14 protein-coding genes are annotated in these 13,504 nt (G+C 73.3%); 6 read left to right on the top strand and 8 right to left on the bottom strand.

Going from position 1 to position 13,504, the window contains the following annotated elements:
* Positions 1 to 12: 12 nt before the first annotated feature.
* From ACIRG9_RS07205 to ACIRG9_RS07185, 5 genes are all read left to right on the top strand, one after another.
* Positions 13 to 1,398: a glycosyltransferase gene (locus tag ACIRG9_RS07205; RefSeq protein WP_402851460.1), complete on the top strand. Its 1,386-nt coding sequence runs from the start codon at positions 13 to 15 to the stop codon at positions 1,396 to 1,398.
* Positions 1,395 to 2,996, top strand: a complete 1,602-nt coding sequence (locus ACIRG9_RS07200; protein WP_402851457.1) for a glycosyltransferase family 2 protein — start codon at positions 1,395 to 1,397, stop codon at positions 2,994 to 2,996. Before ACIRG9_RS07205 ends, ACIRG9_RS07200 begins: the two co-directional genes overlap by 4 nt.
* Positions 2,997 to 3,300: 304 nt before the next feature.
* On the top strand, positions 3,301 to 4,473 hold the full coding sequence (locus ACIRG9_RS07195; RefSeq protein WP_402851454.1) for an alanine--tRNA ligase-related protein: 1,173 nt from the start codon (positions 3,301 to 3,303) through the stop codon (positions 4,471 to 4,473).
* A gap of 102 nt (positions 4,474 to 4,575) precedes the next feature.
* Positions 4,576 to 6,396, top strand: coding sequence for a CocE/NonD family hydrolase (locus tag ACIRG9_RS07190; protein WP_402851451.1), 1,821 nt, complete (start codon positions 4,576 to 4,578; stop codon positions 6,394 to 6,396).
* Positions 6,393 to 6,584, top strand: a complete 192-nt coding sequence (locus ACIRG9_RS07185) for an acyl-CoA dehydrogenase C-terminal domain-containing protein (protein WP_402851909.1) — start codon at positions 6,393 to 6,395, stop codon at positions 6,582 to 6,584. The genes ACIRG9_RS07190 and ACIRG9_RS07185 overlap by 4 nt, the downstream gene beginning before the upstream one ends.
* 8 nt (positions 6,585 to 6,592) lie before the next feature.
* Here the strand turns inward: ACIRG9_RS07185 and ACIRG9_RS07180 are convergent, their stop codons facing one another.
* The 8 genes from ACIRG9_RS07180 to ACIRG9_RS07145 form a co-directional block, all read right to left on the bottom strand.
* Positions 6,593 to 6,913, bottom strand: a complete 321-nt coding sequence (locus ACIRG9_RS07180; RefSeq protein ID WP_402851448.1) for a hypothetical protein — start codon at positions 6,911 to 6,913, stop codon at positions 6,593 to 6,595.
* 67 nt (positions 6,914 to 6,980) lie between these two features.
* Complete coding sequence (locus tag ACIRG9_RS07175) at positions 6,981 to 7,340, bottom strand: hypothetical protein (RefSeq protein WP_402851445.1); 360 nt, start codon at positions 7,338 to 7,340, stop codon at positions 6,981 to 6,983.
* A 104-nt stretch (positions 7,341 to 7,444) separates the two neighbouring features.
* Positions 7,445 to 8,086, bottom strand: a complete 642-nt coding sequence (locus ACIRG9_RS07170) for a GNAT family N-acetyltransferase (protein ID WP_402851443.1) — start codon at positions 8,084 to 8,086, stop codon at positions 7,445 to 7,447.
* Between the two features lie 67 nt (positions 8,087 to 8,153).
* Complete coding sequence (locus ACIRG9_RS07165) at positions 8,154 to 8,861, bottom strand: VOC family protein (protein ID WP_402851441.1); 708 nt, start codon at positions 8,859 to 8,861, stop codon at positions 8,154 to 8,156.
* A 217-nt stretch (positions 8,862 to 9,078) separates the two neighbouring features.
* Positions 9,079 to 9,579, bottom strand: a complete 501-nt coding sequence (locus ACIRG9_RS07160) for a GNAT family N-acetyltransferase (protein ID WP_402851439.1) — start codon at positions 9,577 to 9,579, stop codon at positions 9,079 to 9,081.
* A 38-nt stretch (positions 9,580 to 9,617) separates the two neighbouring features.
* A complete protein-coding gene (locus ACIRG9_RS07155; protein ID WP_402851436.1) occupies positions 9,618 to 12,146 on the bottom strand; it encodes an FtsX-like permease family protein in 2,529 nt (842 codons plus the stop codon).
* A gap of 1 nt (position 12,147) precedes the next feature.
* On the bottom strand, positions 12,148 to 12,933 hold the full coding sequence (locus tag ACIRG9_RS07150; RefSeq protein ID WP_402851434.1) for an ABC transporter ATP-binding protein: 786 nt from the start codon (positions 12,931 to 12,933) through the stop codon (positions 12,148 to 12,150).
* A gap of 35 nt (positions 12,934 to 12,968) precedes the next feature.
* A complete protein-coding gene (locus ACIRG9_RS07145; RefSeq protein WP_402851431.1) occupies positions 12,969 to 13,097 on the bottom strand; it encodes a hypothetical protein in 129 nt (42 codons plus the stop codon).
* Positions 13,098 to 13,235: 138 nt separating this feature from the next.
* Here ACIRG9_RS07145 and ACIRG9_RS07140 point away from each other — a divergent pair, with 138 nt between their 5' ends.
* On the top strand, positions 13,236 to 13,472 hold the full coding sequence (locus ACIRG9_RS07140) for a cation transporter (protein WP_402851428.1): 237 nt from the start codon (positions 13,236 to 13,238) through the stop codon (positions 13,470 to 13,472).
* Positions 13,473 to 13,504: the final 32 nt, after the last annotated feature.

Genomic DNA, 13,504 nt, shown 5'->3' with positions numbered 1-13,504 from the left:
GAGAGATCGTTCATGCAGCTCGACGCCGCGTCGGGGCACGGCCTCCGGGGCCGGGTGGTCATGCTCGTCGACAACGGGGTCGAGGGTGACTCCCGGGTGCAGAAGGCTGCCCGCTCGGCGGCCGACGCGGGCTGGGACGTGACCCTGCTCGGCTGCGCCCGGACCGAGGGCGAGCGGGACTGGCGGCTCGGCGGGGCCCACGTCCGGGTGCTGCCGTTGGGCGCGCCCGCCGCCGGCCCGGCCGGGAACCGCGGACTGCGCGCGCGGCTGGTCAGCCGGGGCGGGCTGCCCCTGCGCGCCGCCCGGCTGGCCCGCCGGCCGGTCGAGCACGCCCAGGTCGCCCTCTGGCGCGGGCTGCAGGGCGACCGGGCCTGGCGGCGGCTGGAGCCCGGCCTCTGGGGCTACGAGCGGCTCTTCGGCCCGATCATCGACGAGCTGCGGCCCGACCTCATCCACGCGCACGACTTCCGGATGCTCGGCGTGGCCGCCCGCGCCAAGCAGCGCGCCCAGGCCGCCGGCCGGTCGACGCGGCTGGTCTGGGACGCCCACGAGTGGCTGCCCGGCGCCAAGCCCCGCCGGGACAACGCCCGCTGGCTGCCCGCCCACCTCGGGTACGTGCGGGAGTACGTCGGGCACGCGGACGCGGTGGTCACCGTCTCCGACTCGCTCGCCGAGCTGTTGCAGCGCGACCACGACCTGGCCGAGCGCCCGGCCGTCGTGCTCAACGCGCCGGTGGCCGCCGACGAGCCGGCCGGCGACGCCGAGCCCGCCCCCGACCTGCGGCGGATGTGCGGCGTCGACCGGGACACCCCGCTGCTGGTCTACAGCGGCGCGATGGCGGTGCAACGTGGCCTGGACACCGTGGTCGAGGCGCTGCCCGGGCTGACCGGCGTGCACCTGGCGCTGGTGGTGGGCGACCCGGCGGCCCCGTACGTGCGACAGGTGGTGGCCCGGGCCGTCCGGCTCGGCGTGGCCGACCGGGTGCACGTGGTGCCGTACGTGCCGCACCGGCAGTTGGTGGCCTTCCTCAGCGGCGCCGACGTCGGGCTCATTCCCCTGCACCACTGGCCGAACCACGAGATCGCGTTGATCACCAAGTTCTTCGAGTACTCGCACGCCAGGCTGCCGATCGTGGTCAGCGACGTGCGGACCATGGCGCAGACCGTCCGGGCCACCGGCCAGGGCGAGGTGTTCCGGGCCCGGGACGTGACCGACCTGGTACGCGCCGTCCGGGCGGTGCTTGCCGCGCCGGACCGCTACCGGGCCGCGTACGAGGGCCCGGAGTCGCCGCTGCCCGGCTGGACCTGGGAGGCGCAGGCCGGGCGGTTGGACGCGCTCTACCAGCGGTTGCTGGCGCCGACCGCCGACGGGTCGACCACGGAGGCGCTCGCCGGATGAGCGCCCCCGACGTGAGCGTGGTGGTGCCCGTCTACAACACCATGCCGTACCTGACCGACTGCCTGAAGTCGCTGCTGGAACAGACGATCGGCCTGGACCGGCTCCAGATCGTCGCGGTCGACGACGGGTCGACCGACACCAGCGGCGCCGAGCTGGACCGGTTCGCCGCCCGCCACCCCGGCGTGTTCACCGTCATCCACCAGGCCAACTCGGGTGGCCCCGCCAGCCCGTGCAACCGGGGCCTGGACGCGGCCACCGGCCGGTACGTCTTCTTCGTCGGCGCCGACGACCACCTCGGGCCGGACGCCCTGCGCCGGCTGGTGGAGGCGGCCGACGCCTGGGAGTCCGACGTGGTGCTGGGCCGCGTGGTGGGGGTCAACAGCCGGCACATCTACCAGGACATCTTCGCCCGTACCCAGGCCGACGTGGACCTGTTCGACTCGCCGCTGCCGCGTTCGCTGGCCAACACCAAGCTGTTCCGGCGGGAGCTGCTGGAGAAGTACGGCATCCGCTACCTGGAGGACCTGCCGATCGGCAGCGACCTGCCGTTCACCCTGGAGGCCTGCTACCGGGCCCGGCGCGTCTCGGTGCTGGCCGACTACGACTACTACTACGCGGTCCGCCGGCACAGCGCCACCAACATCACCTACCTGAGTCGGCACGCGGACCGGCTGCGGACCGTCGAGGCGACCACCGCGTTCGTCGCCGGGCTGATCCCGGCGGGGGAGCAGCGTGACGCCGTCCTCGCCCGCCGCTTCGACCACGAGATCGCCAAGCTGCTGGAGGACGACCTCCTCCGCCTCGACCGGGAAACCCAGCAGCTCGTCCACGACGGCATCGGACGGCTCGTCCGGACCCACCTCACCGACGGGATCGCCGGCCAGCTCAACGCCGAGACCCGGATCCGGCTGGCACTGGCCCGCGACGGCGCGCTCGACGACCTGCTCGCCGTGATCCGCCAGGACGCCCGGACCGGGGTGCCCCCCACGGTCGTCGAGGGCGCCCGCCGGTACGCGGCCTACCCCGGCTTCCGCGACCCCGAGCGCGGCCTGCCGGACTCCTGCTTCGAGGTGACCGCGGTGCCCGACTGGTCCGCCAAGCTCGACGCCACCGCGCTGGCCTGGGAGACCGACGAGCGCGGCGAGAAGGTGCTCACCATCACCGCGGTCAGCCCGCTGCCCGACCTGGCCGCGGCGGGCGCGGAGCCCCTCGCCCTCAGCGCCGAGGAGATCCCGGCCGAGGTCGGCACCGTCGAACGCGGCGAGCACGGCACCACGCTGCGGATCCGGTTCCGGGTCGACGAGCTGCTCGCCGGCAGCGGGGTGACCGGGCAGCGCCGGGCGGTCTCCGCGCAGGTCGGCGGCTTCGACCCGGGGCGGGCGGTCGGTGCCCAGACAGCCACCGGCGCGGCCGGCTCGGCCGCCGTCCGCGTCCCCCGGGTCCGCGCGACGGCGCCGCTGGTCCGGCGGCGCGGCGGCCGGCTGTACGTGGTCACTCCGGTGCTCGACGACTCCGGTCGGCTGATGATCTCGGTGGTGCCGGTGACCGCCTCGCGGGTGGCCGCGCAGCTACGCCGGAGGCTGCGCCGCACCAGGTAGCGCCTGCCCGGGTTCGGCGGGCCCACCCAGGTCCTCCCGGCTGCGCCGGCGGGCAGCCGTCGCACTCTCGTACTTGGTCCGCCGCCCGGCGCAAAAAGCGCTGGGCGGCGACACCGACCCGAGCTACCGTCGGGGCATGCAGATCAGGCGCAACACCGCCGCGGCCGCGCGAGCTCTCCGCTCGCCGGTTGCCGCCGCCTGATCACCCGACTCCTCGCCGGCGACCGGAAACGGTCCGCCGGCGTCGTCGCATTCCGATCCGTTCGCGGACCCTTTCCGGTCGCACCGACCCGGAAGGCCCGCCGTGACACCCGACCAGATCATCGACACGTTCCTCGACCACTACCGCCGCCACGGCCACCGCGACGCGCCGGAGAGTTCCCTGATCCCGCCGCCCGGCGACCCCGTGCTGTTCACCACCTCCGGCATGCACCCGCTCACCCCCTACCTGGCGGGGCGACCTCATCCCGCCGGCCGGCGGCTGGTTGACGTGCAGCGCTGCCTGCGCACCACCGACCTGGACGAGGTCGGCGACGCCACCCACCTGACCGTCTTCGACATGCTCGGCTCCTGGTCGCTCGGCGACTACGGCATCGCGACCAGCCTCCGCTGGGGCCACGAGCTGCTCACCGAGGGCTTCGGCATCGACCCGGGACGGCTGCACGCCACCGTCTTCGGCGGCGACGACCAGGTCGGTCCGGACGAGACCGCCTGGGCGACGTGGACGGAGCTGGGCGTACCGGTCGAGGCGAACGGCGCGGAGAACTGGTGGTCCAACGGCCCGACCGGCCCGTGCGGACCCGACTCGGAGATCTTCGTGTGGACCGGGGACGGGCCCCCCACCGGCACGCCCAGCGGCGACGACCGGTGGATGGAGGTCTGGAACCACGTCCAGATGCGCCACCACCGACACGACGACGGCCGGCTGACCCCGCTGCCGGTGTCCAACATCGACACCGGAATGGGACTGGAACGCCTGGGGATGGTGCTGCGCGGCGGCCGGTCGGTCTTTGAGGGCGACGGGCTGCGACCGTGGGTGGAAGCCGTCCACGACCGGTGGCCGCTGGACGGCACGGACCTGCGGATCGTCGCGGACCACCTGCGCTCCGCCGTGGTGGTGCTGGGCGACGGCGTACGCCCCGGTAACACCGGCCGGGGGTACGTGCTGCGCCGGCTGGTCCGGCGGGCGCTCACCATCCTCTGGCGCGACGACCCGGAACGCGGCCTGACCGAGCTGCCCGTCGAGGCGTACGCGGACACGCTGTTCCGCTTCCGGCAGCGGGTGGAGGTGGGGCCGCCGCGCGCGGTGCTCCTCGACGAGGAGCGGCGTTTCCGCGGGCTGCTGCGCCGGGGCCGCCCGGTCGTCGACCGGCTCCGCGGTCGCGGGCCGCTGAGCGAGCGCGACTACCACTGGCTGCACGACACCCACGGGCTGCCCCGTGACCTGGTCGACGGCCTGCTCGCCGAGACCGGCTGACCCGAAAGGACACGGGAAGATAACTCAGGGATACATGTCCGTCGAAGATCGTTAGCCTCGATGGCTAACCAGACGACGTCGTCTGGAGTTAGGTGGATGACGATGAACCTTCGGAAGAAGGTGGTGTCGCCCGTCGCGGCGGCCGGTGCACTGGCCATCATCACAAGTCTCACCGCGGGCGCCTCGCCCGCAGCGGCACAGGCGGCTTCGGCGTCTGATGCCCCGATCACCCATGAGGAGAACCCACGGGTCCCCGAGGGGGCGCTGTGGACGGAGACGTACTTCCCGTCCTCGGACGGCAGCGGGGTCGAACTGCACGCCGACGTGCTGCGCCCGGCAGACCTGCCGGCGGAGGCGAAAACGCCGGTGATCCTGTCGGTGGGTCCGTACTTCTCGCACGCGGGGGAGACCGCTCCCGCGGGGTGGGACCGGGTCGGGCCGTCGGCGCGCTTTCAGGACTTCATCGACGGCGCGCGGCTCATGGAACGCGGATACACCGTCGTGATGGTCGACCTGCGCGGCTTCGGCGGCAGCACCGGGTGCCTGGACTTCCTCGGTCCGGGGGAGCAGGCCGACATCAGGGCGGCCGTCGAGTGGGCGGCGAGCCAGCCGTGGTCGACCGGCAAGGTGGGCATGTACGGCAAGTCGTACGACGCCAACACCGGGCTGGCGGCCAACACCCTCAAGCTCAAGCCGCTGCGGGCGATCGTTTCCCAGGAACCGACGTGGAACAGGTACAACTACCTCTACAGCAACGGGGTGCCGCGTTCCAACGTGACCAGCACCCCGCGGAGTTACTACTCGATCGCCACGATGGCGCCGCTGGCCGGCGACAGCGACCACTACAAGGCGAACGCGGCGTACGAGAAGAACCACCCCGAGTGCGAGAGCGACAACCTCACCAACACCCAGAACCCCGACCCGAAGTCGGAGTTCTGGCGGGCCCGTGACTTCGCCTCCCGCGCCGCCGGGTCCCAGACGCCGATCTTCGTCACGTCGGGCTTCATCGAGGACAACACCAAGCCCGAGGAGATGCAGAAGTACCTGGCCAACCACCAGGGCCCGGAACGCGGCTGGCTCGGCCAGTGGGAACACGTGCGCGGTAACGAGACCAACGCCAGGGGCCAGCTCAAGATGGGCCGGGCGGGCTGGTTCGACGAGGTGATGCGGTTCTACGACGAGCACCTCCGCGGCATCGAACCGTCGGTGACCGACCCGGCGTTCTCCGTCGAGGACAGCCTCGGCCACTGGCGTGCCGAGCCGACCTGGCCGGTGGCGAACGACGCGTACAAGGTGCGGCTGTCGGCGGGGCAGTACGTCGACGACGGCGGCAAGGCCCAGAAGGCCGCCCTGTCAATGACCGCGCCGGAGTCTGCGGGCTGGGACATCGAGTACGCGCCGGAAGCCGGCTCGCCGGCGACCGACCAGATCAGCGCGCTCGCCGCCGACGCACCCGCCAACAGCTACTGGACCTGGTCCACGCCCGCCGCCGAGCAGGTACGGATCACAGGCAGCCCGGAGGTCACCCTGAAGACCAGGGGGCAGGGCAACGTCTGGGTACGGCTGTGGGATGTCGCCCCGGACGGCAAGGCGACGATGTTCAACGAGAACGTGGCGGTGCTGGACCACAGCGGCACGACCCGGTTCGCCCTGAAGGCGACGGACTGGACCTTCGAGCCGGGGCACCAGCTGGGGGTCCAGATCGGAACCATCACCTCGAACGGCTGGCGGGCCGTGCCCTCGGGTGAGGCGATCACGGTCACCGACGCGCGGCTTGCCCTGCAGGTGCAGGACCCGCGGTTCGACTCACCGACCCAGGGTGACCGCTCGCCGTACCTGGACACGTACGTGCGGGCGAACACCACCACGCTCACCAACGTCGGCACCCCCACCTTCCCGCTGAGCATCTCGAAGAACGACTGACAGAGCCGGCTGCCTGGCGCCCGCCCGGCGGGCGCCAGGCAGCCGGCCCGGACGCCGACTTCCTCGCCGGCAAGCGCCAGGCCGCCCGTTTCTACTTCCGCTACGAGCTGCCCCGCACCGGGCCGCAGTTCGACCTGCTGGACAGCCTGGACCGGACCACCCTGGACGCCCGAGAGACCTGGTTCTGACGCGGGCCCTAGCCCTGTTCGCGGCCTGGCAGGGGCGCACCGCGAAGGAACGCCTCGTACGCCTGGCGGACGTCGTCGTCGATCTCGGGCCGGATGCCGCTGTAGCGGGTGTCAGCGCCGTCCCGGTGCGGTCCGGAGAGCCAGTACTCCTCCGCGGTCTCGACGTCGTAGAAGTTGGCATCGGACATGCCACGCCCGCGCCGGAGCGTCCTGCCGTGCCAGTAAGCCGTCTGCCAGCTCTTGCTGAACCGCACGTTGCTGATCCACGCCGGCCCTTTGTCGGTGTCGTTGTCCGTCTTCAGTTGAACGAACATCACCCGGTCCGCCATGCCGAACATGCTGACAGCAGCGGCCCGTCGAGGCAGCTTCAATTGCCGGCCATGTGCCGTGCTGGCCCTACCGCAACCACCGTAGTGCTGCGTCGGCGGTGTCCTCTGGGCTGCTGTTGAAGGCGATCGCCGCGTCGGGAGCCTGCTGCCGGACCAGGTTGACCACCTTCTCGAAGAGCTCCAGCAACGGCTCGTGCTTGCGGATGCCGCCCCCGACCACCACGCAGGCGTAGTCCCTTCGGTTCAGCGCCTCGACGATCGCTCCTTCGGCGTCCTCGTCGGGTGCCACCAGGCACAGGTCGGCCTCGATGCCGTGATCGGCGAAACGGGCCTGGCCGCGTGCTATCGCCGCCACCACCGGCTCAGGATCCCAGCCCGGAATCCTGACAGGATCGAGACCGATCACCAGCACTCGTCCCAGTGCCATGCACTCTCCTACGTCGTCGGAGGGGTCGCGACCACCACCAGCCTACCGCCGGCGACGACTCGGTTCACTCGGTCGCGCGGCCCTGTTGAGCTGGGTGAGTTCCGTCAGAGGCCGAACATCGGACCGCAGGCCGCCATCCCGTCAACCCTCACCGCGGGCCGCTCCTGCTGAGTCCACTTCTGCCTGGTGAGGCGTAGCCGGTCGGACACGACGGCCTCGTCGCCGCGGGCGTCGACCGAGATGCCGTCGGCCGCATAGCCGAGCTTGCGGGACACGCCCTGTGAGGCGTGGTTGTCCTGGAACACCTCGGTGAGTGCCGCGCGCGCGTCGAGATGATCGAAGGCCAGCGTGAGCAGGCCGATCCGAGCCTCGGTTCCGTAGCCCTTGCCCTGGTGCTCGATCCCCAGCCACGAGGAGGTGGTGACCTCGCGGACAACCAGGAAATCGCGGGCTCGAAGCGTGACCATGCCGAGTGGGTTCCCGTCGGAGAAGACCGCGAGTCCGAGGCTCCACGCCGCCACGCTCCAACCCGCGCGCTGGCCCCAGTGCCCCTGCAGGACGGATCGCGCCCGATCTTCCGGGCTGCCGTCGGTCCACGGGGTCAGGAACGGGCGTTCGTCCGCCCGGTGCACGCCGTTGGCTGCCAGCTGAGCGGCGGCCGCGAGTTCATCCTCCTGGGGCAGGCGGAGTTCGAGTCGTGACGTGAAGATGGTCAGGCCGTACAGGGGCCACAGGTCGGCAAGCACGGACCCGATCCTGACGACCGGGCCGGCGCCGCGCCACCGAGTTGTGGGCTCGCACGATGTTCGGAAGTCAGGTCCCTCGGACGCAGAACTCGTTGCCGTCGGGATCGGCCAGCACGACGGTGCCGTCCGCGCCGACCTCGAGCCGGGTGGCTCCGAGGGCGACCAGCCGGTCGACCTCCGCCTGCTGGTCGCCGCCGGTCGGGGTGAGGTCGAAGCGCTGCTGGTTCCGCATCTTTTTCGGGGTCACGGGCGGGCCTCCCCACGCGACCTTTGTGCCGCCGTCCGGCGACTGGATCGCGGTCTCCTCGTCCTGGTCCCACACCAGCGGCCAGCCGAGCGCCCCGCTCCAGAAGTGGCCGACCTCCCGGGGGCCGTCGCAGGCGAGTTCACCGAGCAGACCGCACCCGGCGAGGAAGTTGTTGCCCGGCTCGATCACGCAGAACTCGTTGCCCTCGGGGTCGGCCAGGACGAGGTGCCCCTCCTCGGGAAGCTGCCCGACGTCGAGGTGGCTGGCGCCGAGCCCCAGCGCCGTCGTCACCGTGTGCTGCTGGTCGGCGTCGCTGGTGCTGGTCAGGTGAAAGTGCATGCGGCGGCTCGGCTCCGCCTTTTTCGCCTGGCCCGGGACGAACCGGAGGCTGAGCTGGCCGTCCTCGCCAGGCAGGAGCACACCGTGGGCGTCCTCGACGGCCTCCCGGCCGAGCATGCTGGCCCAGAACTGCGCCAGTCGAGCCGGGTTGTCCGCGTCGTAGGTCACCGTCAGTGGTCGCGAGAACATCAGCTCACGGTAGACACGGGCCAGCCGGACAACAACGTGATTTGGCCGGGCCGGACAGTCCCCGAGCATCGGTGCCCGGACGGTTCGTCAGCCAGGACGCCCGGCCAGCGGGTCGCTCAGTTGATCCATCCGGCCGTTCTACCAGCGGGGCCGGACAGGAACCAGGGGCCGGAGCGGGGGCGCGAGGGCCGATACGCCGGCCCTCGCGCCAGTGGCCCTACGCCGGTGCCGGTGTCCGGTCCTGCTCCGGCGACAGCAGCGGCAGGTAGCTCTCGGGGCGCCAGCCGGCGATCACCTTGGTGTACAGGCCCGCGCCGAGCCGCTGGTAGAACCGCTGCGCCCCGGCGTTCCCGGGCTTGACCTCCCAGCGGATGACGAGCCGGTCCTTCGCCGCGACACGGGCCAGCGCGAGCATCAGCGCCCGCCCGACCCCGGCGTCCCGGGCGGAGGCCCGGACCCAGAGGTCGTCCAGCGCGAGGATGTCCCGCCCGGACCACAGGTGTGCGCGGCGGACCGCGGAGACGTAGCCGAGCGGCTCCCCGGCCCGCTCGGCGAGCAGGACGGTGACGTCGCCGCGGCCGAGCAGGCCGCGCCATGCGTCCAGGGTGACGGTGACGTGTTCGCTGTCGCCCTCATGGGCGGCGATCTCCCGGACCAGGGTGTCGACGGTGGTGGCGTCGGCCGGCCCGGCCGCGCGGATGGTAACGGTTTCAGTCATGGTCTACTCCTTACAGCAAGGTGGCTTCGGGGCGACAGTCAGGGCGTGCCGATGGCGGCGAGAACGTCCAGCCGGGCAGCGCGGCGGGCGGGCAACAGGCCGGCGAGCAGGCCGGCCGCGAGGGCGACGGCCAGCACCACGAGCAGCCGGCCGGCCGGCACCGCCAGCACGGTCGGGGCGTCGCGGCCCAGCGCGCGGACCGTGGCGGCGGCGAAGCCGACTCCCAGCACGATCCCCAGCACGCTGGCCAGCGCGGCGACCAGCACCGCCTCGGCCCGGATCATCCAGCCCAGCTGCCGGCGGGTCATCCCCACCGCGCGGAGCAGCCCGATCTCGGCGGTGCGCTCGGTGATCGACAGGGCGAGGGTGTTGGTGATGCCCAGCAGGGCGATCAGCACGGCCAGCATCAGCAGCACCGTCACCAGGCCGAGCACCTGGTCGATCATCTGGGTCCGGCCGGCGACCGCCGCGGCCTGGTCGCGTAGTTGCGCGGTCGGGGTGTCGGCCAGCGCCGCCCTGATGGCCCGCTCGGCGGCGGCCCGGCCCGTCCCGTCGGCGGTGCGGATCAGCACACTCGCGTCCATCTCCTCGCTGTAGTTCCGGGCGAAGGTGTCCAGCGCGATGAGGTAGTCGGTGGCCAGCGCCCGGGCGTCGCCGTCGCGCAGCACCCCGACGACGGGCAGCGTGCGGGTGCCCGTACGGGAGAAGGTCATGGGCAGCTCGTCCCCGACGGCCAGGCCCCGGTCCCGGGCCACGTGCTCGGCCAGCACGATCCCGCCGCCGGAGAGCGCCGCCAGGTTTCCGGCGGTGAGGTGCAGAGACGCCACCCGGGGCAGCGTCGCCGGGTCCACGGCGGTGAGGGCCTGCGTCGTCTCCCCGTCCCGCCAGTGGCCGTAGCGCAGCCGGGACGCGACCGCCACCTCGGGCAGCCGGCTGACCCGGTCGTACACCGCGGGGGAGAGGCCGCCGAGCATCTCGTTGCGGGCGCTCTCCACCATGTGGTCGGCGGTGATCACCTCGGCGTAGGTCTGCCGGACCGAACTCCTGACCGAGGTGCCGAGGACGGCCATGAAGCTGATCAGGGCGAGCCCCAGGGCCAGCGCCAGGGCGGTCGCCGCGGTCCGGCGCGGGGTACGGGCCGCCGAGTCGGTGGCCAGCCGGCCGGGCACGCCGGCGGCGGCCAGCGGCCGGCCGACGAGGCGTACGAGGGCGGGGGCGATCGACGGCCCGAGCAGCGCGAGGCCGACGACGGCACCCAGCGCGGCCACGCCGAGCAGCGGGACCGGGGCGTCCGCGGCGAGCACCGCCGCGGTGGCGGCCAGGCCCGCGACGGCGGCCAGCGCACCGGCGACGGCCCGGACCCGTCCGGTGCGGACGGCGGCCGCCTCGCGCAGCGCCGCCACCGGCGCCACCGCGGCCGCGCGGCGGGCCGGCCCGACGGCCGAACCGACCGTGACGAGGACGCCGATCGCGAAGGCGACCAGCACGGTACGGCCGGTCAGCACCAGCCCGCCCGCCGGCAGCGGTACGCCGAACGCCCCGGCCAGGCTCCGGATGCCGGTGGCCGCGGCGACCCCGAGGGCGAGCCCGGCGGTCGAGGCGGTCAGCCCGACCAGCAGCGCCTCGCCGAGCACCGAGCGCAGCACCTGCCCGCCGGTCGCGCCGGCGGCCCGGAGCAGGGCGAGTTCCCGGGTCCGCTGGGTGACCACGATGGAGAACGTGTTGGCGATCAGGAACGCGCCGACCAGCAGGGCGGCACCGGCCAGGGCGAGCAGCACGAGCTGCAGCCAGCTCAGCTGGTCGCGGGCGGCCGCCGCACCGGCCGCGGCGATGTCCCGGCTCGTGGCGACCTCGTAGTCGGCACCGACGGCGGCGCTGACCCGGTCGCGCAGTTCGTCGGGGGCGACACCGGGCGCGGCGACGACCGCCACCTCGGAGACACCGGCGCCGAGCCGGAGCAGGCGTTGCGCCGACGGGAGGGTGACCAGGGCGACCGTGCTGTTGGGCAGGCCGCCCCGGTCACCGAACCCGGCCAGGCCGACCACCCGGAACCGGGCGGTGTCGGCCGCCCGGACGGTGACCGTGTCGCCGAGCCGGACGCGGTGACCGCGTGCGGTGTCCTCGTCGAGGACCACCTCGTCGTCGGCGGCCGGAGGCCGGCCGCTGCGGACGGTGAACGAGCCCGCCGGTGCGGGCTCCCACGATGCCAGCAGGGACGCGCCGCTCGGCACGACCGCCGCGCCGGCCACCTCCAGCAGGCCCTGGCCGCGGACCAGCGGCCGGGCGGCGGCCACCCCGGACATCGCGGCGATCCGCGCCGGCAGGTCGGCCGGGAGCGGGTCCCGGGCGACCTCGACGCCCATCGCCGAGTCGAAGGCGACCGCGTCCCGCACGGTCAGGTCGACGCCGGCGCTCGCGGTGCGGAACTGGTCGTCGAGCAGCCGGGTGGAGGTGTCGGTGAGGATCAGGCCGCCGGTGGCGAAGGTGACGCCGAGGACGACCGCGAGCAGGGTCAGGGCCAGCCGGGCCCGCCGGGCCAGGGTGGTACGCAGAGTCAGGCGCCACATGTCAGTTCGCTCCGGTGGTGGCGGGCGCGGTCAGGCGCGCCATGCGGGACAGGACGGCCGGCACGGTCGGTGCGTCGAGTTCGCCGTCGATCCGGCCGTCGGCGAGGAACACCACCCGGTCGGCGTACGCGGCGGCGTGCGGGTCGTGGGTGACCATCACGATGGTCTGTCCCAGGTCGTCCACGGCCTGCCGCAGGAAGCCGAGCAGTGCCTCGGCCGCCTGCGAGTCCAGGTTGCCGGTCGGCTCGTCGGCGAACACGATCTCGGGACGGGTGATCAGCGCCCGGGCCACCGCGACCCGTTGCTGCTGCCCGCCGGAGAGTTCGCCGGGTCGGTGCCGTATCCGGTCCGTCAGCCCGAGGGTGGCCACCAGCTGGGCCAGGCGCTCCGGGTCGGGGCGGCGGCCGGCCAGGGTGAGCGGCAGGACGATGTTCTCCCGCGCGGTCAGGGTCGGCACCAGGTTGAAGGACTGGAAGACGAAGCCGATCCGGTCCCGGCGCAACAGGGTGCGCTGCCGCTCGCCGAGCTGGCCGAGGTCCGTCCCGCCGAGCAGGATCTGCCCGGCGTCAACGCTGTCGAGTCCGGCCAGTGCGTGCATGAGCGTGGACTTGCCGGACCCGGACGGACCCATGATCGCGGTGAACCGGCCGGCCGGGATGGACACCGTGGCGCCGTCGAGGGCGCGGACGGCGGCGGCGCCGCGCCCGAAGGTCCGTACGACGTCCCGGGCCTGCACCGCGACGGTGGTCGAGGCCGGCTGGGTCGCCTTCAAGGTGGTCGTGGTCATCGGGAATCTCCTGTTGCGATGGGTCGGGGCGGGGCTCAGCGGGTTGTCCGGCGGCGCAGCGTCCGTGCCGCCCGGGTGGTGGCGGCGTGCCGGTCGCGGCCCAGCCGGCGGACCAGCTCGGCGTGCTCCAGCCGGATCAGGTCGGCGGCGAGCAGGTGGTTCATGACGACTCCTCGGTCAATCGCGGTTCGGTGACAGGAGGAGAGTCGCGGGTCGCGCTGTCCGGACACTGGCTGTCGATCCGGCCGATGCGGACAGCGGATGGACAGGCCACCGCCAGCGGCCCCGGCCAGGCTGGCGGCATGGTGGAACGGAACGACCGGACGGGCGTGGTGACGGTGGCCCTGCCGCCCGGGATCTGCCGGCGGTGCGTGCGCGTGGTCAGCCGGCGGGTGAGCGACCTGCCCGGGGTGGTGTCGCTGGAGTTCGACGGCGACGCGGGCCTGCTACGGGTGGGCGGCGACATCGACCCGGCCGCCCTGGACCGGGCCGGCCTCGCGATCTGCCCCGCCGGCCCGAAGTGCCGCCATCCCGCCTAGGCCGTGGACCGGGCCCCCGCCGGGGCGACGCG

Source organism: Micromonospora sp. NPDC093277 (genome assembly GCF_044765245.1).
Taxonomy (GTDB): Bacteria; Actinomycetota; Actinomycetes; order Mycobacteriales; family Micromonosporaceae; genus Micromonospora.
The sequence above is the reverse complement of the archived record's forward strand: the minus strand, read 5'-3'. Positions and strand labels throughout refer to the sequence as shown.

What these genes read in the sequence shown, in the direction of transcription:
- ACIRG9_RS07205 (WP_402851460.1), top strand. Translation starts at nt 13, where the DNA reads ATGCAGCTCGACGCCGCGTCGGGGCACGGCCTCCGGGGCCGGGTGGTC.
- ACIRG9_RS07200 (WP_402851457.1), top strand. Translation starts at nt 1,395, where the DNA reads ATGAGCGCCCCCGACGTGAGCGTGGTGGTGCCCGTCTACAACACCATG.
- ACIRG9_RS07190 (WP_402851451.1), top strand. Translation starts at nt 4,576, where the DNA reads ATGAACCTTCGGAAGAAGGTGGTGTCGCCCGTCGCGGCGGCCGGTGCA.
- ACIRG9_RS07180 (WP_402851448.1), bottom strand. Translation starts at nt 6,913, where the DNA reads ATGGCGGACCGGGTGATGTTCGTTCAACTGAAGACGGACAACGACACC.
- ACIRG9_RS07175 (WP_402851445.1), bottom strand. Translation starts at nt 7,340, where the DNA reads ATGGCACTGGGACGAGTGCTGGTGATCGGTCTCGATCCTGTCAGGATT.
- ACIRG9_RS07165 (WP_402851441.1), bottom strand. Translation starts at nt 8,861, where the DNA reads ATGTTCTCGCGACCACTGACGGTGACCTACGACGCGGACAACCCGGCT.
- ACIRG9_RS07160 (WP_402851439.1), bottom strand. Translation starts at nt 9,579, where the DNA reads ATGACTGAAACCGTTACCATCCGCGCGGCCGGGCCGGCCGACGCCACC.
- ACIRG9_RS07155 (WP_402851436.1), bottom strand. Translation starts at nt 12,146, where the DNA reads ATGTGGCGCCTGACTCTGCGTACCACCCTGGCCCGGCGGGCCCGGCTG.
- ACIRG9_RS07150 (WP_402851434.1), bottom strand. Translation starts at nt 12,933, where the DNA reads ATGACCACGACCACCTTGAAGGCGACCCAGCCGGCCTCGACCACCGTC.
- ACIRG9_RS07145 (WP_402851431.1), bottom strand. Translation starts at nt 13,097, where the DNA reads ATGAACCACCTGCTCGCCGCCGACCTGATCCGGCTGGAGCACGCCGAG.
- ACIRG9_RS07140 (WP_402851428.1), top strand. Translation starts at nt 13,236, where the DNA reads ATGGTGGAACGGAACGACCGGACGGGCGTGGTGACGGTGGCCCTGCCG.